The 24,483-nt window shown below is 74.4% G+C and carries 19 protein-coding genes and 1 riboswitch; of the genes, 10 read left to right on the top strand and 9 right to left on the bottom strand.

Translation table 11 applies throughout. The features are described from left to right. Positions 1-149 precede the first annotated feature (149 nt). Positions 150-362, top strand: a riboswitch (cobalamin riboswitch). Between the two features lie 29 nt (positions 363-391). Next, the gene (locus ACFYZR_RS17100) at positions 392-1,516 is read left to right on the top strand and encodes a HoxN/HupN/NixA family nickel/cobalt transporter (RefSeq protein WP_391910911.1); all 1,125 of its coding nucleotides are present in this window, start codon (positions 392-394) and stop codon (positions 1,514-1,516) included. 54 nt (positions 1,517-1,570) lie between these two features. Further along, complete coding sequence (locus tag ACFYZR_RS17095; protein WP_391910909.1) at positions 1,571-2,644, top strand: NAD-dependent epimerase/dehydratase family protein; 1,074 nt, start codon at positions 1,571-1,573, stop codon at positions 2,642-2,644. 38 nt (positions 2,645-2,682) lie between these two features. Here ACFYZR_RS17095 and ACFYZR_RS17090 read toward each other — a convergent pair whose 3' ends face one another. The 3 genes from ACFYZR_RS17090 to ACFYZR_RS17080 all read right to left on the bottom strand — a co-directional run bounded on the left by ACFYZR_RS17090 (position 2,683) and on the right by ACFYZR_RS17080 (position 4,843). Beyond that, positions 2,683-2,883, bottom strand: coding sequence for a hypothetical protein (locus ACFYZR_RS17090; protein WP_391910907.1), 201 nt, complete (start codon positions 2,881-2,883; stop codon positions 2,683-2,685). Between the two features lie 75 nt (positions 2,884-2,958). Then, complete coding sequence (locus ACFYZR_RS17085; protein WP_391910905.1) at positions 2,959-4,113, bottom strand: sensor histidine kinase; 1,155 nt, start codon at positions 4,111-4,113, stop codon at positions 2,959-2,961. Beyond that, the gene (locus ACFYZR_RS17080; protein ID WP_391910903.1) at positions 4,106-4,843 is read right to left on the bottom strand and encodes a response regulator; all 738 of its coding nucleotides are present in this window, start codon (positions 4,841-4,843) and stop codon (positions 4,106-4,108) included. The genes ACFYZR_RS17085 and ACFYZR_RS17080 overlap by 8 nt, the downstream gene beginning before the upstream one ends. A gap of 114 nt (positions 4,844-4,957) precedes the next feature. Here ACFYZR_RS17080 and ACFYZR_RS17075 point away from each other — a divergent pair, with 114 nt between their 5' ends. Genes ACFYZR_RS17075 through ACFYZR_RS17065 form a run of 3 tightly spaced genes read left to right on the top strand, consistent with a single transcriptional unit; the run spans position 4,958 to position 7,016 of the window. After that, positions 4,958-5,665 carry a glycosyltransferase family 2 protein gene (locus tag ACFYZR_RS17075; RefSeq protein WP_391910901.1) on the top strand — a complete coding sequence of 236 codons (708 nt, stop codon included), beginning with the start codon at positions 4,958-4,960 and terminating at the stop codon, positions 5,663-5,665. Then, complete coding sequence (locus tag ACFYZR_RS17070) at positions 5,662-6,321, top strand: DUF2064 domain-containing protein (protein WP_391910899.1); 660 nt, start codon at positions 5,662-5,664, stop codon at positions 6,319-6,321. Before ACFYZR_RS17075 ends, ACFYZR_RS17070 begins: the two co-directional genes overlap by 4 nt. Continuing rightward, entirely contained in the window at positions 6,318-7,016 is a 699-nt protein-coding gene (locus ACFYZR_RS17065) for a class I SAM-dependent methyltransferase (RefSeq protein WP_391910897.1), read from the top strand. Before ACFYZR_RS17070 ends, ACFYZR_RS17065 begins: the two co-directional genes overlap by 4 nt. Positions 7,017-7,092: 76 nt before the next feature. On the opposite strand, the gene ACFYZR_RS17060 is transcribed toward ACFYZR_RS17065, so the two are convergent. Beyond that, positions 7,093-7,488, bottom strand: a complete 396-nt coding sequence (locus tag ACFYZR_RS17060; protein ID WP_391910895.1) for a hypothetical protein — start codon at positions 7,486-7,488, stop codon at positions 7,093-7,095. Continuing rightward, a complete protein-coding gene (locus ACFYZR_RS17055) occupies positions 7,488-8,633 on the bottom strand; it encodes a molybdopterin-dependent oxidoreductase (protein WP_391910893.1) in 1,146 nt (381 codons plus the stop codon). Before ACFYZR_RS17055 ends, ACFYZR_RS17060 begins: the two co-directional genes overlap by 1 nt. Before the next feature lie 113 nt (positions 8,634-8,746). Between ACFYZR_RS17055 and ACFYZR_RS17050 the strand changes: the two genes are divergently transcribed. From ACFYZR_RS17050 to ACFYZR_RS17030, 5 genes are all read left to right on the top strand, one after another. Further along, positions 8,747-10,201: a glycosyltransferase 87 family protein gene (locus ACFYZR_RS17050; RefSeq protein ID WP_391910891.1), complete on the top strand. Its 1,455-nt coding sequence runs from the start codon at positions 8,747-8,749 to the stop codon at positions 10,199-10,201. A gap of 30 nt (positions 10,202-10,231) precedes the next feature. Beyond that, entirely contained in the window at positions 10,232-12,622 is a 2,391-nt protein-coding gene (uvrA, locus tag ACFYZR_RS17045; protein WP_391910889.1) for an excinuclease ABC subunit UvrA, read from the top strand. A 124-nt stretch (positions 12,623-12,746) separates the two neighbouring features. Continuing rightward, a complete protein-coding gene (locus tag ACFYZR_RS17040) occupies positions 12,747-13,931 on the top strand; it encodes an FAD-dependent monooxygenase (protein ID WP_391910887.1) in 1,185 nt (394 codons plus the stop codon). A 124-nt stretch (positions 13,932-14,055) separates the two neighbouring features. Continuing rightward, positions 14,056-14,931, top strand: coding sequence for an Fpg/Nei family DNA glycosylase (locus ACFYZR_RS17035; protein WP_391910885.1), 876 nt, complete (start codon positions 14,056-14,058; stop codon positions 14,929-14,931). Between the two features lie 97 nt (positions 14,932-15,028). After that, positions 15,029-16,258 carry a hypothetical protein gene (locus ACFYZR_RS17030; RefSeq protein WP_391910883.1) on the top strand — a complete coding sequence of 410 codons (1,230 nt, stop codon included), beginning with the start codon at positions 15,029-15,031 and terminating at the stop codon, positions 16,256-16,258. Here the strand turns inward: ACFYZR_RS17030 and ACFYZR_RS17025 are convergent. The 4 genes from ACFYZR_RS17025 to ACFYZR_RS17010 all read right to left on the bottom strand — a co-directional run bounded on the left by ACFYZR_RS17025 (position 16,255) and on the right by ACFYZR_RS17010 (position 24,479). Beyond that, complete coding sequence (locus ACFYZR_RS17025) at positions 16,255-17,697, bottom strand: amino acid permease (RefSeq protein ID WP_391910881.1); 1,443 nt, start codon at positions 17,695-17,697, stop codon at positions 16,255-16,257. The genes ACFYZR_RS17030 and ACFYZR_RS17025 overlap by 4 nt on opposite strands. A 114-nt stretch (positions 17,698-17,811) precedes the next feature. After that, entirely contained in the window at positions 17,812-20,151 is a 2,340-nt protein-coding gene (locus ACFYZR_RS17020) for a GH92 family glycosyl hydrolase (protein ID WP_391910879.1), read from the bottom strand. A 247-nt stretch (positions 20,152-20,398) separates the two neighbouring features. Next, positions 20,399-21,112 (bottom strand): histidine phosphatase family protein, encoded by a 714-nt coding sequence (locus ACFYZR_RS17015; protein ID WP_391910877.1) that lies wholly within the window; start codon positions 21,110-21,112, stop codon positions 20,399-20,401. 148 nt (positions 21,113-21,260) lie between these two features. After that, positions 21,261-24,479: a bifunctional cytochrome P450/NADPH--P450 reductase gene (locus ACFYZR_RS17010; RefSeq protein WP_391910875.1), complete on the bottom strand. Its 3,219-nt coding sequence runs from the start codon at positions 24,477-24,479 to the stop codon at positions 21,261-21,263. Positions 24,480-24,483: the final 4 nt, after the last annotated feature.

Raw genomic sequence — 24,483 nt, 5'->3', positions numbered from 1 at the left:
TGGCGCTCAGCCCTCTCGCGTCCGTCCGTCGAGGTGTTCCTGCACTCGTACACCGGGCCGCCCGGCACGTCCATCACCTGCGAAGTGTCGGACCTTGCTGCGAGGAGATGGCAAGTGCCACATTCTCGCCCCGGAGCCCGGCCGGGACGTTATGGTTGCCCGGCCGTGGTGTTCGGGAAGACCGGTGAGGCCCTCGTGGGCCGATTCCGGAGCGGCCCTCGCCACTGTGATCGGGGAGTGACCGTCCTCTTCCGCGCGCCCCGGCGCGCGGAGCCACTGGCAGCGTCCGGCTGCCGGGAAGGCGGGGCGGTAACGCCAGTCACCCGTAAGCCAGGAGACCGGCCACGGCATCTCGAAATGATCCACGAGGTGCTGGAGCGTTCACCCCAAGATGTCCATATCCACTGACCCGTCCACCGAACCGTCCGCGCCCGCCTTCCGCTGGCGCCGTGAGGACACCCTGCGGACCGCCGGCCTGCTGGCCGTCGTCGTCGCCCTCCACGTCGTCGCCTTCGGCGTGCTCTTCCTGCTGGTCGTGCCGAACCACTACACCGTCGGCTCCAAGGCCTTCGGCGTCGGCCTCGGCGTCACCGCCTACACCCTCGGCATGCGGCACGCCTTCGACGCCGACCACATCGCCGCCATCGACAACACCACCCGCAAGCTGATGGCGGACGGCAAACGCCCGGTCTCCGTCGGCTTCTGGTTCGCCCTCGGCCACTCCAGCGTCGTCGTCCTGCTGACCCTGCTGGTCAGCGGGGGCACCCGGCTGGCCGGGACGCTGATGAACGAGGACTCCACCACTCATCAGACCCTCGGTGTCGTCGGCACCTCGGTCTCCGGCGGCTTCCTCTACCTCATCGCCCTCCTCAACCTCGTCGCCCTCGCCGGCATCATGAGGGTCTTCCGCGCCATGCGCGAGGGCCGCTACGACGAGGCCGAACTGGAGAAGCAGCTCGACTCGCGCGGCTTCATGAACCGCCTCCTCGGCCGTTTCACCCGCTCCATCACCCGCCCCGGCCAGATGTACCCGCTGGGCTTCCTCTTCGGCCTGGGCTTCGACACCGCCACCGAGGTCACCCTGATGGTCATGGCGGGCAGCGGCGCCGCCGCCGGGCTGCCCTGGTACGCGATCATGTGCCTGCCGCTGCTGTTCGCCGCCGGCATGAGCCTGTTCGACACGCTCGACGGCACGTTCATGAACTTCGCCTACCAGTGGGCGTTCTCCAACCCCGTCAGAAAGGTCTACTACAACCTCACCATCACCGGGCTGTCCATCGCCGTCGCCTTCCTCATCGGCACCATCGAGCTGGTGGGCGTGCTCCACGAGAAACTCGATCTGGACGACGCGGTGACCGGCTGGATCGCGGGGCTGAACCTCGACAACGTCGGTTTCGTCATCGTCGGGCTGTTCGTGGTGGTCTGGGCCGCCGCCCTCGGCTACTGGCGCTTCGCCAAGGTCGAACAGCGCTGGGCGGCCCGGACGACCGCCGCCGGAGCCCTTACGGACCGGTGACGAACGGCGGCGCGCAGGGGCCTTCCGGGTGCCGCCGGCCCTAACGTCGGCGGCATGCGCGTACTTGTCACCGGAGGCGCGGGCTTCATCGGCTCGCACATCGTCCGGGCCCTGACCGCCCGGGGCCATGAAGCCGTCGTCCTCGACGCCCTGCTGCCCGCCGCCCACCCCACCGCCCCGCCCCGGCCCCACGGCGTCGAGTGGTACGAGGCCGACGTGCGCGACCGGGCCGCGGTGGCCCGGTCGCTGCGCGGCGTCGACGCCGTCTGCCACCAGGCCGCCATGGTCGGCCTCGGCAAGGACTTCGCCGACGCCCCCGCCTACGTGGGCTGCAACGACCTCGGTACGGCGGTCCTGCTCGCCGCCATGGCGGAGGCCGGGGTGCGGGGGCTGGTGCTGGCCGGCTCGATGGTCGTCTACGGCGAGGGGCGGTACGACTGCCCCGCGCACGGCCGGGTGCGGCCGGGCCCCCGGGCGGCGGCTGACCTGGCGGCGGGCCGCTTCGAGCCCCGCTGCCCCGACTGCGCCCGGGAACTGGTCCCCGGCCTGGTCGGCGAAGAGGCCCCCGCCGACCCCCGGAACGTCTACGCCACGACCAAGCTCGCCCAGGAACACCTGGCCGCGGCCTGGGCCCGGGCCACCGACGGCACGGCCGTGGCGCTGCGCTACCACAACGTCTACGGTCCCGGGATGCCCCGCGACACTCCCTACGCGGGCGTCGCCTCCTTCTACCGCTCCTCCCTCGCCCGGGGCGAGGCGCCGCGCGTCTTCGAGGACGGCGGCCAGCGCCGGGACTTCGTCCACGTCCGGGACGTCGCCGCCGCGAACGTCCTCGCCCTGGAGGCGCTCGCGGGCCGCGAGCCGGGCCTGGCACGCCCGTACAACTGCGGCAGCGGCGAGCCGAGGACGATCGCCGACATGGCGCTGGCCCTGTCGGCCGCGTACGGCGGCCCGCGCCCGGTGGTGACGGGGGAGTACCGGCTCGGGGACGTCCGGCACATCACGGCCGATTCGCGGCGGCTGCGGGAAGAGCTGGGCTGGCGGCCGGAGGTCGGCTTCGCCGAGGGGATGGCGGAGTTCGCGCGGGCGCCCCAGCGGGCGCCGACCGGGGCGCGCGCCGGGGCGTGAGGAGGAGCGCGGCGCGGGCCCGCCCGCGCCGCACCGCGTCAAGGGCGCTCGCACCCCTGGAGCGCGCACTCCTTGCGCACCCGGATGACGGGCGGGCCGCTCCCGGTCGATTCCTCGCTCACCACCACGCGGGACGGCCCTCCGCACCGCAGGCAGGTCAGGGAGGAGGCGTCCCGCTCCCGGTCGATCGTCGCGGCGATCCTGAGCAGGGGGTCGGTGTCGGTGCCGTCGTCGGACATGGGCCATCCCGTTCGCTTCGGCGGTCCTCGCTCTGCCAGAGATGGGTGCATCGTGACGCACGATCCCTGATCACGTCAGCGCGTTGGGCCCCGATCACCCCTGTCGTGCGAGGGGTGCGGCGAGGGCGCCGTCGGCAGGACGACCTCGAAGCGGCAGCCGCCGGGGACGTTGCGCACCGCCGCGTGGCCCGAGTGGGCCTCGACGATGCCGCGCACGATCGCCAGGCCCAGCCCCGCGCCCCCGGGCGGGGTACGGGCCGCCGAGCCGCGCCAGCCCGTGTCGAAGACGCGGGGGAGGTCCTCCTCGGGGATGCCGCCGCAGCCGTCCGTGACGGAGAGCACGACACGGTCCTCCTCGCGCCGGGCGGCCACCGCCACCGTGCCGTCGGCGGGGGTCCGGCGGATGGCGTTGACCAGGAGGTTGCCCAGCACCCTGGTCATCTCCTTGCCGTCGACCTCGACCGGGACCCTGTCCACGCCGTCCCCGACGAGCCGGACGCCGTGTTCCCGGGCCAGCGGCCCCACCCCGGCCAGGGCGTCGTCCACCAGGTCGTACACCGACATCCGGCTCGGGTTCAGCGGCAGCACCCCGGCGTGGATGCGGGAGAGCTCGAACAGGTCGCCGACCATCGTGTTGAGCCGGTCCACCTCGGTGCGGATCCGGCGGACGTAACGCGCCGGGTCCTCCGCCACCCCGTCCTCCAGCGCCTCGGACATCGCGCGCAGCCCGGCCAGCGGGGTGCGCAGATCGTGGGAGATCCACGCCACGAGCTCACGCCGGGACGTCTCCAGCGCCTTCTCCCGCTCCCGCGACCGGGCGAGCCGCTCACTGGTGGCGGCCAGCTCCCGGCCGAGCGCCGCGAGTTCGGCCGTGGCGCGGCCCCCCGGCGCGGCGAACCGGCCGTCGTCGCCGAAGGAACGGGCCGCCCGGGTCAGCGCGTCGCTGCGCGCCACCACCCAGCGGCCCAGCAGCAGCGCCGTGGCGAGCGAGACCACGGCGGCCATGGCGCACACGGTCGTCACGACGGTCAGGTCGTGCGAGGACAGGAACATCGCCCACGCCACGGCCAGCGTCCCGGCCAGCATGGCGGTCACGGAGACCGCGGCCACCACGGTCAGGGCGACCGCCACCGAGCGGTGGCGCAGCGCCCGCAGGACGACGGCGCCCAGCAGCCCGGCCGCGGCCGCGCCGAGGAACGCGAACAGGGCGATCAGCAGCAGGTCACGCACGGTCGCCGCCCTCGCCGCCCTCGCCGTCCGGCACGTCGAAGCGGTAGCCGACGCCCCACACCGTCTGGATCAGGGACGGGCGTGCCGGATCGTCCTCGACCTTGCTCCGCAGCCGCCGGACGTGCACGGTCACCGTGGACAGGTCCCCGAACTCCCAGCCCCACACCTCCCGCATCAGCGCCTCGCGGCCGCAGGCCTGCCCCGGGTGGCGCAGCAGGTAGGCCAGTAGGTCGAACTCGCGCAGGGTGAGCGGCAGTTCCACACCGTCCTTGGTGGCGCGGCGGGCCACCGGGTCGAGCGTGAGCCCGGCCGCGCGCAGCAGGGGCGCCGGACCGGAGCGGCTGTCGGCCAGGGCGCGGACGCGGCGCAGGACGGACTCCACGCGCAGCACGAGCTCCCGGGGGGAGAACGGTTTGGTCACATAGTCGTCGGCGCCGATCTCCAGGCCCAGGACACGGTCCTCCTCGTCGCCGCGCGCCGTCAGCATGATGACGGGCACCGGGCCGTCGTCGCGCAGCCGTCGGCACACCTCCAGCCCGTCCATGCCGGGCAGCATCAGGTCGAGGACGACGAGGTCGGGCCGGGCGGCCGCGGCCCGCTCCAGCGCGGCGGGGCCGTCGGCGGCCCGGTCGACGGTGAAGCCGGCACGGTCGAGATAGCCGGTGACGACTTCGGCGACGGTGGGGTCGTCGTCCACGACGAGCACCCGGGCGGGCGGTGTCTGCTGCATTCCGCAAGGGTCGCACCACCGGTCCCGCGATGCCCCGCGCAGGGCTCCCAGCAGGAGCGACGTCCTCGTTTCGTAAGGACCGTGGATCCCTTTTGCCCGTTTCGTCTTCGTAGGGTGACGGGGGTGACCAACTCGACCACGACCACCGACCGGGTGGACGTCGTACTGCCCTGCCTCGACGAGGCGGCCGCCCTGCCCTGGGTGCTCGCACGGATCCCGGACGGCTGGCGGGCCATCGTCGTCGACAACGGTTCGACCGACGGCTCCGCCGCTCTCGCCCGCTCGCTGGGCGCCACCGTCGTCCACGAGCGGCGCCGGGGCTTCGGCGCCGCCTGCCACGCCGGGCTGCGGGCCGCCGACGCGGACCTGGTGTGCTTCTGCGACTGCGACGCCTCCCTCGACCCCGGGCTGCTCCCGGGACTCGTGGCGGCCGTCCGCGACGGCTCCGCCGACCTCGTCCTCGGCCGCCGCCGCCCCCAGGGCCGCGGCGCCTGGCCCCTCCACGCCCGCCTCGGCAACCTCGCCCTCGCCCATATGCTCCGCCGGCGTACGGGCCTGGCCCTGCGTGACCTCGGCCCCATGCGGGCGGCCCGGCGCGAGCCGCTGCTCGCCCTGGGCCTGACCGACCGGCGCAGCGGCTATCCGCTGGAGATGGTCGTACGGGCCGGCGACGCGGGATGGCGGGTCCGTGAGACGGACGTTCCCTACCGGCCGCGCACGGGGGAGTCGAAGGTGACCGGCACCTGGCGCGGCACGTGGTGCGCGGTGCGCGACATGCGGGCGGTGCTGTGGGCCCCCGCCGCCCGGACGGCCGCCCGGTGAGCGCGGCCACCGGCTCCGGCGGCCCGGCCACCCTCCTCGTCATCGCCAAGGAGCCCCTTCCCGGCCGCGTCAAGACCCGGCTCACCCCGCCGTACACCCCCGGCGAGGCCGCACGGCTGGCCGAGGCGTCCCTCGCCGACACCCTCCACGCCGTACGGGACATGCCCGCGCGCCGCCGGGTGCTCGTCCTCGAAGGCCGCCCCGGGCCCTGGCTGCCGGCCGGCTTCGACGTCGTGCCGCAGTGCGCGGGCGGGCTGGACGAACGGCTCGCCCACGCCTTCGCGGGATGCGCGGGCCCGGCCCTCCTCCTCGGCATGGACACCCCGCAGGTCACGGCCCGCCTGCTCGCGCCCGCACTGGCCGCCGACGCCTGGCACGGCTGCGACGCCTGGTTCGGGCCCGCCGCCGACGGCGGTTTCTGGGCCCTCGGGCTCGCCGAGCCCCGGCCCGAGCTGCTGCGCGGCGTACCGATGTCGACGCCCACGACCGGGGCGCGTCAGCGCGCCCGGCTCGTCGCGGCGGGACTCGCCGTCCGCGAACTGCCCGAACTCCTCGACGTCGACACCGCGGCCGACGTGGCCCGGGTCGCCGCCGCCGCACCGCGCGGCCGCTTCGCGGCCACCGCGGCCCGGCTCGCCGGAGGCCCGCGCGGATGACGGCCTCCGATCTGATTCCCGGCAGCCGGGCCACCGGCCCCTGGTGTGCCGACCCCTACGCCGACGCGGTGCGCCTCGGCAGCGGCCCGCTGTTCCTGCGCCGGGCCGACGGCTGGCTGCTGCCGCTGGACGTCGAGCGCTGGTGCGCGACCGCGGACCCGGCCGACATGACCGTGCTCGGCCGCTGCCGGGGAGCGGTCGTCGACATCGGATGCGGCCCCGGCCGCCTCGTCGCCGCCCTCGCCGCGCTCGGCCACCCCGCCCTGGGCGTCGACGTGAGCCCGGCGGCCGTCACCCGGGCACAGGGCAACGGGGCGACGGCGCTGTGCCGTTCGGTGTTCGACACGCTTCCCGGCGAGGGCCGCTGGGGCACGGCGCTGCTCATCGACGGCAACATCGGCATCGGCGGCGACCCGCGCGCCCTGCTCGACCGCGCCACCCGCATCGCGGCCCCCGACGGGCTGCTGCTCGTCGAAGCGGCACCCGTCGACGTCGACGAGCGGGTGCGGGTACGGGTGGACGACGGCAGGGGACGGCTCGGCGAGTCCTTCCCCTGGGCCCGCGTCGGCGCGCCCGCGCTGGCGCGCCACGCGACGGCGACGGGCTGGACGGTGACGGAGCGCTGGGCGGCCGGAGGGCGCGAGTTCGCGGCGCTGCGACGCGACAGCCACCGCGGCGCGGGGGGTGCCCGCTAAGCGTCCCGATGGGACTCCGGTGCGTCATCCGCGGGTGCGTCGTGGTTGCTCGCGCCCACGCGGCGGTAGCCGCATATCAGCGGTGTCCCGCGCCCCTTCGGGGCGCTGCCGCCCACAGTGCCGCCGTCACCCCCACCGTTACGGCCACCGCCAGCGCCCAGTTGCGTGGATAGTCCAGCGGCAGCACCGTCGGGTTCTGCGGCCGTCCCGGCCGGAACAGCACCGGATATGCCACGGCCGTCAGCGCGGCCACCACCAGCAGCGTGCCCCGCACCAGGCGGCGCCCCGGCAGCCGGGACACCACGAAGCCGGCCGCGAGCGTCAGCGGCGCGACGACACCGTCGTGCAGGACGAGCGCGCCGGCCAGCCACTTCACCACCGGCCAGGGATCCTGCGGCGCACCGCCGTACAACAGCGCCCACACCCCCACCCCCATCAGCGCGACCCCCACCGTGCCCACGGCGATCCGCATCACAGCACCTCCAGCCGCGAGACCCACTTGGTCTGCAGGACACCCGGCCGGTTCGGGGCGATGACGCGGGCCGGGTAGCCGTGGTCGAAGGAGAGGACCTCGCCGTTGACCCGCAGCGCCAGCAGCGTCAGCGGGTCGCGGGCGTAGGTGTGGGCCATCTCCGTCACCCGGTACGCGCCGTGCCGCTCCAGGGAGGTGACGCGGATCAGGGCACCCGGCGGCGCGCCCGCGCGGTCCAGCAGGTCCCGCACCGGCACGCCCGTCCAGCGGGCCGTCCTGCTCCAGCCCTCCACACAGGAGATCGGCAGCGTGGCCTCCCGCTGGGGCAGGGCACGCAGTTCGTCCAGGGTGAGCTCGTACGGGCGCGGCCCGTCGACCCGCAGCCGCCAGTCCCGCACGGCGGACGCGTCCACCCCCGCGAGGGCGGCCGTGCGGTTGATGGGCAGGCCGCCCTGCGTGCCGTGACCGGGGTGACGGGGAGCCAGCAGGTCGAGCGCGCCCAGCGGGGTGACGCTCTGGCCGACGGTGGTGAGCGTCACCGCGCCGGCCGCCGCGCCCACGGCCCTCAGCAGGGACCGCCGGTCGGGCCCGTCCCCGGCGGGCAGGGACAGCGTGCCCGCCGAGTGGAGCCGCCAATGGGCCCTGATCTCGGGGGCCTTGACCGCCAGGTGCAGGACGAGCCCGCCGAGGAGCACCCAGGCCAGCGCGAAGTGCACCGGCACGAAGGAGAACGGCCACGGGTACCACTGCGCCGAGTTGAGCAGGCCGGTGAAGAGCTCCAGGAGCGCCGAGGCGACCAGGACCGCCACCGACAGCCGCTCCAGCGCGTGCCGGACCGACCGCAGCGCGGGCCACACGAACAACCGGGGGTACACCGCCCACAACTTCGCCAGCAGCAGCGGGACGGCCGCGATGCCGGTCGCCACGTGCAGGCCCTGGCTCACCCGGTACCCCCACACCGGACGGCTGGGCAGCGCGTTCCCCAGCCAGCCTGGCGGATGCTGCTCGTAGTGGCTGACGAGGCCCGTCACAAAGCAGACCGCGACCGCCACCCCCAGCCAGCGGCCGATCGCCGTGGCCGTACGGGCGTCGTGCAGCCGGATATCTCGGAGGGATGAACAGAGGCGCTGGAGAGGGAACTTCATGCCCCCATCAGACCCCGGCCCGCGAACGGAAGGAGCGGACCGACACCTTACGAAACACGGACGGCGGGCACGTACGGCCGGGCCGCGCGCCCTTCCGGTGCCAGGCTGAAGGCGTGATCAAGCGCACCGCCGTCCCCGCCACCGCCGTCACCACCGCCCTCCTCGCCGCCCTCACCGCCGTCCTCGCGGCGGCGGTCCGCAGCGACGGCTACGACACCGCCCCCGCCGTCCTCACCGCCTGGTACGCGGCGGCCTGGGCCCTGTTCGGCGCGGCCGCCTGGACGCTGCGCCGCGTGCCCGCCCGGCACGTGGCGCCCCTGGTCCTGGCCGGGTCCGTCGCGGTCGCCGCCACCGGGCTGCTCGCCGAGCCCCGCACCAGCACCGACTCCTACCGCTACGCCTGGGACGGCCGGGTCCAGGCCGCCGGTATTTCCCCGTACGACCACGCACCCGCCGACCCGGCCCTCAAGCCGCTGCGCGACCGCTGGCTCTTCCCCGAGGGCGCGGCCTGCCGGGGCCCCGGCCGCGCCCGCATCCCACCGGAGGACCCGCGCACCGTCGCCTGCACCCGCATCAACAGGCCCTCCGTACACACCATTTACCCGCCCGTGGCCGAGGGCTACTTCCTCCTCGTCCACGAGCTCTCGCCGCCCGGCTCCCGCCACAAGCCGCTCCAGACGGGCGGCGCGGTGCTGGCCGTGGCCACCTCGGCGCTCCTGCTGTACGCGCTGCGCCGGGGCGACCGCGGGCGGCACGCCGCGTACTGGGCCTGGTGCCCGGCCGTTCCCGTCGAGGCGGTCAACAACGCCCACGCCGATGTGCTGGGCGCGCTGCTGACCGCGGCCGCCTTCGCCGCCCTCGCCCGGCGCCGCCGGGCCGGGGGCGGCGTACTGCTGGGCGCGGGCATCGCCACCAAGCTGCTGCCCGCGGTCACCGTGCCGGGGGCGCTGAGCGGACTGCTGGCCGAGGGGACCACGTGGCGGGAAGGGGCCCGCCGCGCGGCGGCGGTCCTGCTGCCCGCGGCCGCGGTCGTGGCGCTCGGCTACCTGCCGTACGTCCTGCTCTCCCACTCCTCGGTCCTCGGATATCTGAGCGGCTACACACAGGAGGAGGGGTACGACGACGCCTCCGCCCGCAACCGCTACGCCCTGCTACGGCTCCTGCTGCCCGACGCCTGGGCCCTGCCCGCGGCCCTCCTGGTACTGGCGGTGCTGGTGGGACATGTGCTGCGCCGGGGCGACGCGGACCGGCCCTGGCGCGGCGCGCTGCTGGTCACCGGGGCGGCGTTCCTGCTGCTGACCCCGGGATACTCGTGGTACGCGCTGCTGCTCGTGGCCCTGGTCGCCCTCGACGGACGCTGGGAATGGCTGGGCGTCGCCGTGGCGGGCGTGGCGAAGTACGTCGGCGGCCGGGCGGTGGGCGACCCGGACCTGCTGGGCACGACGGCCTACGCGCTGGCCGCCGGCGCGGTGACGGCGGGCTGGGCACTGCGGCGGTGGCGGCCGGGGGCGGGCCCCCGGCCCCCGGACCGCCCCTCGCACGGCGTCCTCGAACGCCGGACGGGCTGACGCCGGCCCCTCTGGGGCAAGATCGACCCCATGCGCGATCCCTACGTCCGCGTGCGCGGAGCGAAGACACACAACCTCAAAGGCGTCGACGTCGACATCCCCCGCGACGCCCTCGTCGTCTTCACCGGCGTCTCCGGATCCGGCAAGAGCTCCCTCGCCTTCGGCACCCTGTACGCCGAGGCCCAGCGGCGGTACTTCGAGTCCGTCGCCCCCTACGCCCGCCGGCTGATCCACCAGGCCGGCGCGCCGGAGGTGGCGGAGGTCGGCGGGCTGCCGCCCGCCGTCGCGCTGGAGCAGCGGCGCTCCGCGCCCACCTCGCGCTCCTCCGTCGGCACGGTCACCACGCTCTCCAACTCCCTGCGCATGCTCTTCTCCCGCGCCGGGACCTACCCCGAGGGCGCCGGCCGCCTCGACTCCGACGCCTTCTCGCCGAACACGCCCGCCGGCGCGTGCCCCGAGTGCCACGGCCTGGGCCGGGTCCACACCGTCACCGAGGACTCCCTCGTCCCCGACCCGTCGCTGTCGATCCGCGACGGCGCCATCGCCGCCTGGCCCGGCGCCTGGCAGGGCAAGAACCTCCGCGACATCCTCGACACCCTCGGGTACGACATCGACCGGCCCTGGCGCGAGCTGCCGCGGGCCGACCGCGACTGGATCCTGTTCACCGACGAGCAGCCCGTCGTCACCGTGCACCCCGTCCGGGAGGCCGAGCGCATCCAGCGGCCCTACAAGGGCACGTACATGAGCGCCCGCCGCTATGTCCTCCACACCTTCGCCGACTCCAAGAGCGCCGCCCTGCGGGCCCGCGCCGAACGGCACCTGGTGAGCGCGGACTGCCCGTCCTGCGCGGGCCGGCGGCTGCGCCCCGAGGCGCTCGCCGTCACCTTCGCCGGGCGGGACATCGCCGAGCTCGCCGCCCTGCCGCTCGCCGCGCTGGCGGAGACCCTGCGCCCGGCCCGCGAGGGCGAGGAGGGGGTGGCCGCCGCCCTCGCCCGCGACCTGACCGCCCGTATCGAGGTGCTCACCGAGCTCGGCCTCGGCTACCTCAGCACCGACCGCCCCACCCCCACCCTCTCCGCCGGCGAGCTCCAGCGGCTGCGGCTCGCCACCCAGCTGCGCTCCGGGCTGTTCGGGGTGGTGTACGTCCTGGACGAGCCGTCCGCCGGGCTGCACCCCGCCGACAGCGCCGCCCTGCTGACCGTCCTGGACCGGCTGAAGGCGGCGGGCAACTCGCTGTTCGTCGTCGAGCACCACATGGACGTCGTGCGCCGCGCCGACTGGATCGTCGACGTCGGCCCCCGGGCCGGGGAGCACGGCGGGCAGGTGCTCTACAGCGGGCCCGTCGCGGGGCTCGCGGACGTGCCGGAGTCGGCGACCCGCCGGTTCCTCTTCCCCGAGGCCGCCCCCGCCCCCGCCCGGACGCCCCGGGAGCCGTCCGGCGCGCTGCGGCTGCACGGGGTGAACCGGCACAACCTCCGCGACCTCGACGTGGACTTCCCGCTCGGCGTCTTCACGGCCGTCACCGGCGTGTCCGGCTCCGGCAAGTCGACACTCGTCGGCCAGGTGCTGGCGGAGACCGTCGCCGCACACCTCGACGGCACCGAACCCGTCGGCAAGGCCGACGGACTGGAAGCCGTCAGCCGGCTCGTCCGCGTCGACCAGAAGCCCATCGGCCGCACCCCGCGCTCCAACCTCGCCACCTACACCGGGCTGTTCGACGCCGTCCGCAAGGTCTTCGCGGCCACCGACGAGGCCCGGGCCCGCGGCTACACCGCCGGGCGCTTTTCCTTCAACGTCGTCGCGGGCCGCTGCGAGGTCTGCCAGGGCGAGGGGTTCGTCGCCGTCGAACTGCTGTTCCTGCCCGGCACCTACACGCCGTGCACCGCCTGCCGGGGTGCCCGCTACAACCCGGAGACGCTGGAGGTCACCCACCGGGGCGCCACCGTCGCGGACGTCCTCGACATGACCGTCGACGCGGCCGCCGAATTCCTCGCCGACGTGCCGGCCGCCCGGCGCGGCCTGCGCACCCTCCAGGACGTCGGCCTGGGCTATCTGCGGCTCGGACAGCCCGCGACCGAGCTCTCCGGCGGCGAGGCGCAGCGCATCAAGCTCGCCACCGAACTCCAGCGAGCCCACCGGGGCCACACCCTGTACGTCCTGGACGAGCCGACGACCGGGCTCCACCCCGCCGACACCGAGGTGCTGCTGCGCCAGCTGCACGGCCTGGTGGACGCGGGCCATTCGGTGGTGGTCGTCGAGCACGACATGGCCGTGGTGGCCGGCGCCGACCACGTAGTGGACCTCGGGCCGGGCGGGGGCGCGGAGGGCGGCCGGATCGTCGCCGCCGGCACCCCCGGACAGGTCGCGCGGGCCGCCGGGAGCGCCACCGCGCGGTATCTCGCCGCCGCCCTGGGGCGCTGACGGGAGGCCATGCGCTCTGGACGCCTCCCACCCCGTCTGGTTTCGTCCTAGTCACAGGCACGCCTAGTCACATGTTCGAGCGATTATTCGAGCGGACGCGACGTGGGGGGACGGAACCCGGACCATGGCCCATGCCCTGATCATCGGTGGTGGCGTCGCCGGACCGGTGGCCGCGATGGCCCTGCGCCGGGCCGGCCTCGACGCGACCGTCTACGAGGCGGTCCCGGCCGGAGCCGGGCCGTCCGGCTCGTTCCTCACCCTCTTCGCCAACGGGCTCGCGGCCCTGCGCGCGATCGGCGCCGACGGGCCCGTCCGCGCGGTCTCCTGCGCGGCCGACACGGTCGAGTCCTACAGCGAGTCCGGCCGGCTCCTCGGCCGGCGGCCCATGTCCGGCTCGGGCGAGGCCGGGCTGAGCCCCCGTACCGTCCCCCGGGCCGTGCTCTGCCGGGTGCTGCGGGAGGAGGCCCTCCGCCGGGGCATCCGCGTCGAGCACGGCAAACGGCTCGTCGGCCTCACCACCCGTTCCCACGGCCGGATGGTGGCGTCCTTCGCGGACGGCACCCACGCCGAGGGCACCCTGGTGATCGGCGCCGACGGCATCCGCTCCCGGGTCCGCGCCCACCTCGACCCGGCCTCGCCACCGCCCCGCCACACCGGCCAGTTCACGGTCTCCGGGCGCACCGGGCCCCGCACCACCATCGGCGGCGCCGAACCGGCCCCGCCGCGCACCTACCGGATGTACTACGGGCGGGGCGGCTTCTTCGGCTGCACCACGGCCCCGGACGGCACCACCTTCTGGTTCGCCAACGTCCCCGGGCCGGAGCTGCCCCGGGCCGCTCTCGCCGCCACCCCCGACGGGTGGCGCCGCCGCCTCGGGGAGGTCTTCGCCGCCGACGACACCCCCGCCGCCGCCATCGTGGCCGCCACCGGCGACGACGTCGTGGGCGTCAACTGCTACGACCTGCCCAGCACCCCCGTGTGGCACGACGAGCGGACCGTCCTCATCGGCGACGCCGCCCACGCCACCGCGCCCAACGCCGCCCAGGGCGCCTCCCTGGCCATCGAGGACGCCGTCGTCCTCGCCCGCTGCCTGCGCGACCTGCCGGACACCGGGCGGGCGTTCGCCGGGTACGAGCGGCTGCGGCGCGAGCGCGTCGAGCGCGTCGTCGCCCTGAGCGCCTCCCTCGCCCGCCGCAGACCCGTGACCGCCGAGGAACGGCGCGCCCGCGACGCCGAGGTGGAACGCCGCCTGGCAAGGTCCGCGCGCCCGGTCCGGGACTGGCTCACGGGTTACCGCATCGACTGGTGACCTGGTTTGTGGGCAGGCGTTCCGCAAGGGCGGAACGGGTGGGCGCAAACCACCCATCGGCCCGCACTCAGCGACGAAACGCCCGCAAAGTTGCCACCCCAGCAATGCGGGGCAAACTGGACCCATGCCGGAGCTCCCCGAGGTCGAGGCCCTCGCGGGCTTCCTCACCGAGCGCCTCGTCGGCCGCACGGTCGAGCGGGTCCTGCCGGTCGCGGTGAGCGTCCTCAAGACCTACGACCCGCCGCCGTCCGCCCTGGAGGGCCGCGAGGTCACCGCCGTGCGCCGGTACGGCAAGTTCCTCGCCCTGGCCACCGGCGACAGCGAAGGCGACGGCCCCCACCTCGTCCTCCACCTGGCCCGCGCGGGCTGGCTGCGCTGGCACGACACGCTCCCCGCCGCGCCGCCGCGCCCCGGCAAGGGGCCGCTGGCGCTGCGCGTCCGGCTGGCCTGCGGCGCGGGCTTCGACCTCACCGAGGCGGGCACCCGCAAGCGGCTCGCCGTGTACTGCGTCCACGCCCCCGAGGACGTACCCGGCGTCGCCCGGCTCGGCCCCGACCCGCTCGCGCCCGGCTTCACCCCCGACGTCCTCGCGGGGCTGCTGCGCGACGAGCGCCGGCAGATCAAGGGCGTCCTGCGGGACCAGAGCGTCATCGCCGGCATCGGCAACGCCTACTCCGACGAGATCCTCCACGCCGCCCGCATGTCCCCGTTCAAGCTCGCCGCCTCCCTGACGGACGAGGAGCACACCACGCTCTACGAGGCCCTGGAGACCACCCTCCGCGAGGCCGTCGAGCGCTCGCGCGGCCACGCCGCCGCCGACCTCAAGGCGGAGAAGAAGACGGGGCTGCGGGTGCACGGCCGCACCGGGCAGCCCTGCCCGGTCTGCGGGGACACCATCCGCGAGGTCTCCTACAGCGATTCGTCCCTCCAGTACTGCCCCACCTGCCAGACGGGCGGCAAGCCCCTGGCCGATCGCAGGCTGTCCCGGCTGCTGAAATAGCGCCCTCCCATCACATGTGATGACTTCTCCTGTGATCGAGTGATCTGTCGCGAACGGACGGCCGTGTCCTTCCGCCCGCCTCCTACGGTGAGGACGCATGGAGTACGCGCGGCTCTTGCGACAGCGCCCCGTGCTGGTCCTGTGGCTGGCCCGCAGCATGTCCGCGCTGGGGGACCGGCTGTACGCGATGGCGGTCATGTGGAGCGTGTGGGCGGGCACCGGATCGGCATCGCTCACCGGGCTCGTGGCCCTCCTCGAGTCGCTGCCCTACGTCGTCCTCGGCGCCGTCGGCCGGCGCGTCGTCGCCCGTTTCTCCTCCTACGGAGCGCTGTGCGCGGTCGACGCCCTGCGCGCGGGCGTCGCCGCGGCCCTGCCGTTCGTCTGGACGCCCGACGCCCGGGGCACGGCCCTGGTACTGGGCGGCGTGGGCGTCCTCGGGGTCCTCGGGGCGCTCTTCGACCCGAACCTCGAGGCCCTGGTGCCCGGTCTCGGACGGGCCGGGCAGATCCAGTCCCTCACCGGGCTGTTCGACCTCACCAGCAGAGTGGCCCGCACCACCGGGCACGCCTGCGCGGGCGCGCTGCTGCTGGTGATCTCCAAGAGCGAGCTCTTCACCTGCGTGGGCGCCGCGTTCGCCGTCTCCTCGGCGGCGCTGGGTGCCATGGCCCGGCGCCTGCCCCCACCGCCCCGGGCCGCCTCCGCCGCACGGGGCCCCGCCGTGCGCGTCACCGCGCTGGTACGGGAACGGCCCGACATCGGCCTGGCGATCGGAGTGCACGGCGCCCTGCCGCTGTGCGTCGCCGCGACGACGATCGGGCTGCCCGCGCTGCTCGCCCACGGCCACGACACCCGCGCGGGCGCCTACGGGCTGATCACCGCCGTCTCCGGCATCGGCGCGCTCATCGGCAACCCGGTCGCCGGCGGCCTGCGCCCGCGCGCCTGGCTCACCGTCTGCTGCACCGCCTGGGCCGTCGACGGCCTGGCGACCGCCTGCATGGCGGCGGCGCGTTCCGACCTGGCGCTGGGATCGCTGTGCCTGCTGTCGGGACTGGCGGTGCCCGTGGGGACCGTCACGATGCGGGCGCGCCTGGGCACGTACCCACCGGCGGAACGGCTGCGGCTGATGGCCGTCGAACACACCGTCACCCGCGCGGGCACCGTGGCCGCGATACTCCTCCTCCCGCCACTCGTCGACGCCTCCCCGGCGGGCGCGTTCCTCACGGCCGGCACGGTGGTGGCCCTGCTCACGGGGGCGGTCGGCCTGTCGGCCCCGGGCGGTCGGCGTGGCGGCGCCCCCGCCCCGGTCGGTCCCGCCGAATCCCGTTAGTCCTGCGGAATCCCCCGCGCGTCCGCGTGCGCCAGCTCCGAGTGCCGGTACGAGTAGCTGAAGTACACCGCCAGCCCGATCACGAACCACACCGCGAACCGCACCCACGTCTGCCACGCCAGATAGGTGATCAGCCAGATCGACGCCGCCACCCCGATCGCCGGCACCACCGGCACCCCCGGGCAGCGGAAGGAGCGCGGCAGGTCCGGCCGCTTGTAGCGGAGCACGATCACCGCCGTGCACACCACCGCGAAGGCCAGCAGGATGCCGATGTTGGTGAGCTCCGCCGCCTCGCCGATCGGGATCACCCCCGCGATCAGCGCCGACGCGCCGCCCACGATCCACGTCACCCGCGTCGGTACGTGCCGCGTCGGGTGGGTGTGCGCGAACCACTTCGGCAGCAGCCCGTCGCGGCTCATCGCGAACCAGACCCGGGTGACTCCCAGCATGAAGGTGAACATCACCGTGAGAATGCCGATGATCGCGCCCACCGCGATCACGTCCGCGATCCCCTCCAGCCCGACCGACTTGAAGGCCGTGGAGAAACCGCTCGCCTTGTCGATGTCCTTGTAGTTCTGCATGCCCGTCAGCACCAGGCAGGCCAGCACGTACAGCACCATCGAGATCACCAGCGAGTAGATGATCGCCCTGGGCATATGGCGCTGCGCGTCCTTGGACTCCTCGGCCGCCGTCGACATCGCGTCGTAGCCGAAGACCGCGAAGAAGACCGTGGCCGCGCCCGTGAACGCGCCGCTCAGCCCGAACGGGAAGAAGGGGTGGTAGTTGGCGCTCTTGACGTGGAAGAACCCCACGACGACCACCAGCAGCACCACGAGGATCTTCAGGCCCACCACCACGGTCTCGAACCGGGCCGCGTTCTTGATGCCCAAGGTCAGCAGATAGGCGATCAGCAGGCACAGCACCATCGCGAACAGGTCCACCCGGTGCCCGTGCCCCGTCCCCGGCGCCCCCAGCATCCAGGCGGGCAGCTGGGCGTTCGTCTCCCCGAGCAGGAAGTTGATGTACCCCGAGATGCCGATGGCGACGACCGCCACGATCGCCGTGTACTCCAGCAGCAGGTCCCAGCCGATGAACCAGCCGCCCAGCTCGCCCAGGACCGCGTAGCCGTACGTGTACGCCGAGCCCGCCCGGGGGATGAGCCCCGCGAACTCCGCGTACGAGAACGCCGCCGCCGCGCTCGCGATGCCCGCGATCAGGAAGGAGACCAGCACGGCCGGGCCCGCCACCCCGTTGGCGATGGTGCCCGCCAGACTGAAGATGCCCGCGCCGATGATGCCGCCGACGCCGATCGCGGTCAGCTGCCACAGCCCCAGAGTGCGGGACAGCCGCTCGCCGTGCGCCTCCGCCTCCTCCGCCTCCTCGATCGTCTCGATCGGCTTGCGGCGCAGCACACCGCGCCCCATCCCGAGCCCGGCCATAGCCTCGTCCTCTCGTCGGCCTGGAGGCGGCTCGCCCCACGGGCGCACATTGGCGTCATCATGGCCGAGCGCGGGCGGCGACGGAAGGCGCCGCCCCGCACCGGCCCCCGGGGATCAGCCGATGGCGGGCGGCACCGCCGCCGCGCCCGTGCCCCAGTCACCGGGCCGCGGCCCGACCCGGAAGTCCAGCCGCTCGCCCTCGCGGATCGCCTCCGTCGTCACATACGTCCGGTCGTACACCTCCCCGTCCAGCCGCACCGAGCGCACGTACCGGTCCGTGTGCGAGGTGCCCGGCGCGCTCACCGTGAACCGCCCGCGCGGATACCAGCGCCGGTCCAGCCGCAGGTCCACCCGTTCGAACACCGGGGTGCTCAGGCCCCATACGTCCGCCCCCGGCTGCACCGGGTACACCCCGATGGCCGACAGCACCATCCACGCCGACATCGTCCCCAGGTCGTCGTTGCCCGTCATCCCGTCCGGGGTGTCCGTGAAGAGCGTCAGCGCGGCGTGCACCACGTCCGTCGTCTTCCACGGCCGGCCCGTGGAGAGGTAGGTGTACGGGGCGGTGAGGTCCGGCTCGTTCTGCGGGTTGTACTTGTCGGCGCTGTAGTAGTCGTACGGGCCGTTCACCCACACCTCGCGGGCGGTGCGCGCGGGGTCGGCCAGCAGCTTGTCGTAGGCGAAGAAGGAGTCCAGCCGCCGGTCCGCCCTGTCCTTGCCGCCGATCAGCTCCACCAGCCCCGGCAGGTCCTGCGGCACCAGCCACTGGTACTGCCAGGCCGTGCCCTCGTGGAAGCCCGGGCTCTTCGCCGGGTCGGCGGACCCCGTGAACGCCCCGTCGGCCCCGCGCGGCCGGAAGAAGCCCGTGGCCTTGTCGAAGAGCGTCCGGTAGTTGCGGGAACGGGCCGTGTAGCGCCGCGCGTCCTCGCGGTGGCCCAGCGCCCGGGCCATCCTCGCCAGCGCCCCGTCCGCCAGCGCGTACTCCAGGGTGGCGGAGGCGCCCTCGCGGAAGTCGGAGTCCCCCGGTTTCGTCTGCGGCCGGTCCGGCAGGTACGGGACGTAACCGTTCTTGAGGTACTGGGCGTTGCCCTCCCGGCCGACTCCCGGGTTCGTGGGCGGAGGCACCCCGTCCGCGTTCTTCCTCAGCACGCGGTACGCGTCCTCCTCATGGCCCGTCAGCAGCCCGTGGTGGAAGGCGTTGGTGAGGTACGGCGTCACCGGGTCACCGGTCATGATGTTCGTCTCGACCGTCCCGTAGCCCCACTTCGGCAGCCAGCCGCCCTCGGCGTCGATCCGCAGCACCGACAGGGCCATGTCCCTCGCCTCGCGCGGCGCCAGCAGCGCCAGCAGTTGCGCCTGGGTGCGGTAGGTGTCCCACAACGACCAGTTCTGGTAGTAGGTGAAGCCCCGCGTGCGGTGCGTCTTCTGGTCCCAGCCGGTGTAGCGGCCGTCGGTGTCGCTGCCGATGTTGGGGGAGAGGAAGGAGCGGTAGAGGGAGGAGTAGAACGTGCGCCGCAGCGTCCGGCTGCCGCCCTGCACCTCCACGTCCCGCAGCCGCCGCTCCCACGCCTCCTGCGCCGCGTCCGCCGTGCGGTCGAAGTCGTCCTCCTCCGCGCGCAGATTGCGCTCCGCGCCCGCCGCGTCCACATAGCTGATCGCCGTGGTGGCCTCCACCTCCCGGTCGTCGGTGGTGTCGAAGCGCACCCACGCGCCGTTGCGGCCCGTGGCGGCGGACGAGGAGCGGGAGTTCTTCGTCACCCGGTCGTCCTTCCAGGTGCCGTAGGAGTGGAAGGGGCGGTCGAAGCGGGTGAGGGTGTGGAGGGTGTACGGGCGGGTGTCCTGGCAGAAGCCACGGCCGGTGATGGTGGTGCGGACGGTACGGCTGTCGACGACCTGGACAGAGCTGGAGACCGGCCGGTGCAGCGACTGGCCCGCGTTGAACAGGACGTTCGCCTTTTCGGTGGCGGGGAAGGTGTAGCGCTGCCGCCCGGTGCGGGCGGTGGCCGTCAGCTCGGCGGTGATCCCGCCGTACGAGCCCAGCCGGACCCGGTAGTAGCCCGGGCGGGCCGTCTCGTCCCGGTGGCTGAACTCGGCGGCGTAGCGGGCGTTGTCGGTCTGGCTCACCTCACCCGTGGTCGGCAGCACGGGAAGGTCGCCGCCGATGCGGCAGCCGACGCCTGAGAGGTGGACGGTGCTGAAGCCCCGGATGTGGTGGTCCTTGTAGTCGTAGCCGGTGTTGTGCCCGGTGTCGGGGGAGAGCTGCACCATGCCGAAGGGCACGGCGGCGCCGGGGAAGGTGTTGCCTTCGTTCTCGGTGCCGATGAAGGGGTTGACGAGGCTGGTGAGGTCGCCGTCGGGGGCGGCGGCCGTTGCCGTCGGGGGGCTGCCGGCGACCAGCAACGCCGCCACGGCGAGCGGCGCCGTCACTCTCCTGGCTCTCCTGCGACCCCTCATGTGACCACGACCCCTCAGGCGACACTGGTGTCAGCGCCGAGGCTCGCGTGGGCGGGTGGGGGAGTCAAGGATGCGTCGGATGGTGGGCGTGGTGTTCAGGACAGGCCCGTCCGGGTGACGGGGGCGGCGTCACTACCTCGTGGCTGCGGTTCCGGGTGATCGGGTGGGCGGGTGGGGCAGAACCGCGCCGAAGGCGCGGAAAAACCCACCGGCGGTCAGCCGCACGACAACGGAAACTGACGGTCGGTCACGCCGCGTCGCCGTCCAGCAGATGCTGCGGGACGGACCGGAAGGACCAGACGTTGTTCCGCCGCGTGAGCACCCAGACCAGGTCGAACCGGTCCGGCCAGGATTTGGGCACCCCGTGCGCGGAAGCCGCGCCCAGCGCCTTGACGATGTCCGCGATCCTGGAGTGCTCCCAGCAGATGAGCACGGGCTGCGGCGATATCAGCGCGGCGGCGGCCAGCTTCGCCTCCTCCGTCTCGGAGAAGGAGGTGTTGACCGGCAGCTTGAGCTCCTCGGCCAGCGGGGTGACGGTCTGCCGCATACGGCGGGAGCCCGCGTTGGGGCCGTAGTCTGCGGCGGCGAAGAGGGTGGCCGGTCGGGGCAGCGCGGAGGCGCCCGCCATGGGGGCGAACAGCTTCGGGAGGGAACGGGCCCGCTCCCAGCCCCGCTGCGTCAGCGACTTCTTGTCCGGCTCGCCGTTCTCGTCCATCCCCCGCACAGCGCCGCGCGGCTTCTCCCCATGCCGGATGATCATGATGGTGGCGTCGGGGCCGGACCGGGCGCCCGGTGGCGGCTCCGAGGGCTTCGCCCCCGGCTTCGAGCCGCTCCCGCAGCCCGTCACCGGCAGCAGGGCGGCGCCGGCCAGGACGGCCAGCACCCGGCGGCGGCCGATGCGGGCCGGGCCGCCGCCGCTCGTGGTGGTGCTCGTGCTCGTGGTCTCGGTCGTCCCGCTCACCGACCCCCCTGTCCCCCGTGAAGTCGCTCCGGGCCGTGCGTGTCGCCCGGCCCAGGCCGCAGCGTAGCCGCTGCGGCCTGCCGCGTCGCCGGTGGGTTCGGGGCAGAAGAGGCCCCGAACCCACCGGACGGGTGCGGCGGTGCGGGTCTCACCCCGCCGCGTACACGTCCTCGACGTACCGGCCCGCGTCCGTCAGCTCGCGCAGCCACGCGTCGGCGGCCCGGGCGTCCGCGCCCGTCCGGCGGGCGCAGAGGTCGCGCAGCGCGGCCCGGACGCCCGGCGCCATCCGGGCGCCGTCACCGCAGACGTACACCCGCGCCCCCGCCTCCAGCAGTGACCAGACCTCGTCGCCCTCGGCGGCCAGCCGGTGCTGGACGTACGGGCCGCCGCCCGCCTCCGGGCGTTCGCTGAACGCCGGGCGTACGGAGACGGCTCCCGCGTCCTCGGCGGCGCGGAGCTCGGCCGAGTGGAGGAAGTCCGCTTCCGGGGCGTCACAGCCGAAGTAGAGCAGCGCCGGGGCGGGTTCGGTGCCGGTCGCCGCGAGGGCGGTGCGGTCGGCGATCGTCCCCCGGAAGGGGGCCAGCCCCGTTCCGGCAGCGATCATCACCACCGGCGTCCGCTCGTCCATCGGGATCCGGAATGCCTCACGGCACGGCTGGACCCGGGCGAGCACCGTGTCACCCGGCCGCAGCGCGGCCAGATGCCCGGACGCCGTTCCCTTGAACACCCCCCGGCCCGAGCGGGACGGCGCCTCCAGCACGGACACCATCAGATCGGCGTGACGGGCGTCCACGGCCGGGGAGGAGGAGATGGAGTAGGTACGCGGCCGCAGCGGCGACAGCAGCTCGGGCAGGGCCGCCGCGCCCAGGGCGCCGCGCAGGGCCGGGTGGTCCTCGATCAGCTCCAGGAGCGTACGCGGGTCGTCGGGGGAGAGGGACTCCAGGGCGGCCCGCTCGGGTGGGCAGGGGTTGCGCTCCGCCAGCGCCGCCACCTGCCGGGACGTGGGGCGCTGGGCCAGTTCCAGGTGGTGGGTGAGGAGTTCCCGTACGGTCAGCGGGCGGTCGACGGGCAGCGTGTCGCGCCCGGCGCGGCGCGGCCGCAGCGACAGGACCGCGTCGAGGTCCGCGCCGAAGAGCGCGGCGGCGCGTGCGACGAGCTCCGGGGCGTTGGCGGGCAGCACGGCCAGATGGTCGGCGGTGCGATAGGTGATGCCGTCCGGCAGCACCAGCCGCAGGAAACGCTTGGTGCGCGGATGGGCCGGGTCGGTGAGCTCGTACGCCTCGGTGACGGTCATCGGCAGCATCCCGTGCCGCTCGGCCAGGGCGGTCAGCGGACCGCCGGTGACCTCGGCGACCTCGTAGGCCGGACCGTCGACGGCCTGGGGCGCGGCCGTCCCCGCGCTCTCCGGGTCGCCGTAGCGCTCCAGCAGCGTCCGGCACAGGGAACGGGTGAAGTTCTCGACGGATCCGGTGAGATCGCCGGACGCGTCGGCCTCGGCGCGCGGCAGCAGCCGGGTGCCGCCGAGCGCGGCGAGCCGCTCGTCGAGGAGGGTGGGAACGCGCTGGTAGGTGGCGGCCCAGTTGCGGTCGCCGACGCCGAGGACGGCGTAGTGGACGCCGTCGGCGGCGCCCGGCCCGGCCGTACGCTCGGCCCACTCCATGAAACGGGCCGCGTCGTCTGTCGGCCGCCCGTTGTACGAGGCGGCGACGAACACCACCGGCGAGTCCGTGGGCAGTGCCCCCGTCCGCTCGTCGAGCGGGGCGGCGGACGCGTCGAAGCCCAGCCGCGCGGCCTCGTCGGCGAGATCCCGGGCCAGCTCGCGGCACGTGCCGTAGTTGGAACCGTGCAGGACCAGGAGCCCGGTGCCGGTGCGGGCCCGGGTGGGCCCGCCGTCGCCCTTCTCCGCGCGGACGGTCTTCGCGCCGGCGGTCTCCGTGCGCGCCGCCCCCGGCAGTGCGGCCCGGTTCACGGCCCGGTCGGCCGCCGTGCGGCGGCCGAGGGTGAGGGTGAAGCCGTCCGGCTTGAGGGTGAGGGTCTCCTTGATCCGCAGCCGGTATCCGGTGGAGCCGGTGGAGCCGGCGGTGTCGGCGAACCGGTAGCGGTGGATCAGCATCCCCAGCAGCATCGTCGCCTCGTGCAGCGCGAACTGCCGCCCGATGCAGGCCCGTTCCCCGGTGCCGAACGGCTTGTACGCGTGCGGGGAACGAGCGGCTTCGACGGCCGGGTCGAAGCGCGTGGGGTCGAACAGCTCGGGGTTGTCGCCCCAGACCGGGTCCCGGTGGAGCATCGGCGTGAGAACGGCGACGCTCTCACCGGCGCGCAGCGGATAGCGGCCGGCGAGCACCGTGTCCTCCCGGGCCTCACGCGTGAACGCCGCCGCCGTCGGCCACAGCCGCAGCGCCTCCAGCAGCACCTGCCGGGTCCAGCGCAGCCGCCCGACGTCCTCGAACGTCGGCTCGGGGTTCTCGGCGTCGCCCCACAGCTCGTCCGTCTCCCGCTGCGCCAGCCGCAGCGAGACGGGGTCCTTGAGGAGGTGATGGAGCGCGAAGGACAGGGCGCCTGACGTCGTCTCGTGCCCGGCGATGAGGAAGGTGATCACCTGGTTGCGGATGTTGGCGGCGTCCAGGGTGGTCCCGTCGGACGGATGCGGGGCACCCAGCATCAGCCCCAGCAGATCGTCGGTGCGGGTGTCACCGGACGCCGTACGGGCGGCGATGACCTCGTCGACGACCCCGGCCAGGAACGCGGCGTCCTCCCGGAACGCCGCGTCCTCGGCGGCGAAGTCGGCGTCGGGATCGCGGCCCAGCTTGTTCATCGCCCAGTCCAGGCAGCGCACCATCGCCCCGACGAACGGGTGCGGCTCGGGGCGGGCGAACGACTCGAAGTCGTAGCCGAATCCCGCGAGCCCGATGGTGTCGAGCGTCATCCGCGTCATGTCCTCGGGCACGTCGACGGGGGTGCCCGAGGCCAGGTGGCCGTCCCACGCGTCGATCAGCCGGCGGGCCACGCGCAGCATGGCCGGGTGGTAGGCGCGCATCGAGCCCAGGGCGAAGGCCGGCATCAGGATGTCGTGCGCCTTCGCCCAGTTCGCCTCGTGGTTGTAGGCGGTGAACAGCCCGTCGGCGGTGAACTCCCGGACGTTCTCCAGCGCCGGACCCACGGACTTGGTGAACCGCTCCTCGTCCGCCAGCTCGGAGACGAGCTCGAGGGAGGTGACGAAGAGCCGGTCCGCGCCGTGCAGCCGCCGGGTGAATATCGGCCCGTGGTGCCGGGCCAGCCGCATGACCTGCTGAAGCGGGGTGTCGCCGGCCCCGACGGCGGTGATGTCGACGAGGGGGATGTCGGTGGTGAGGGACGTCGCTGTCATGACT

It is taken from the genome of Streptomyces sp. NPDC001678 (assembly GCF_042892945.1).
Taxonomy (GTDB): Bacteria; Actinomycetota; Actinomycetes; order Streptomycetales; family Streptomycetaceae; genus Streptomyces.
Note: the sequence above shows the minus strand (reverse complement) of the source record. Positions and strands in the feature narration are given on the sequence as shown.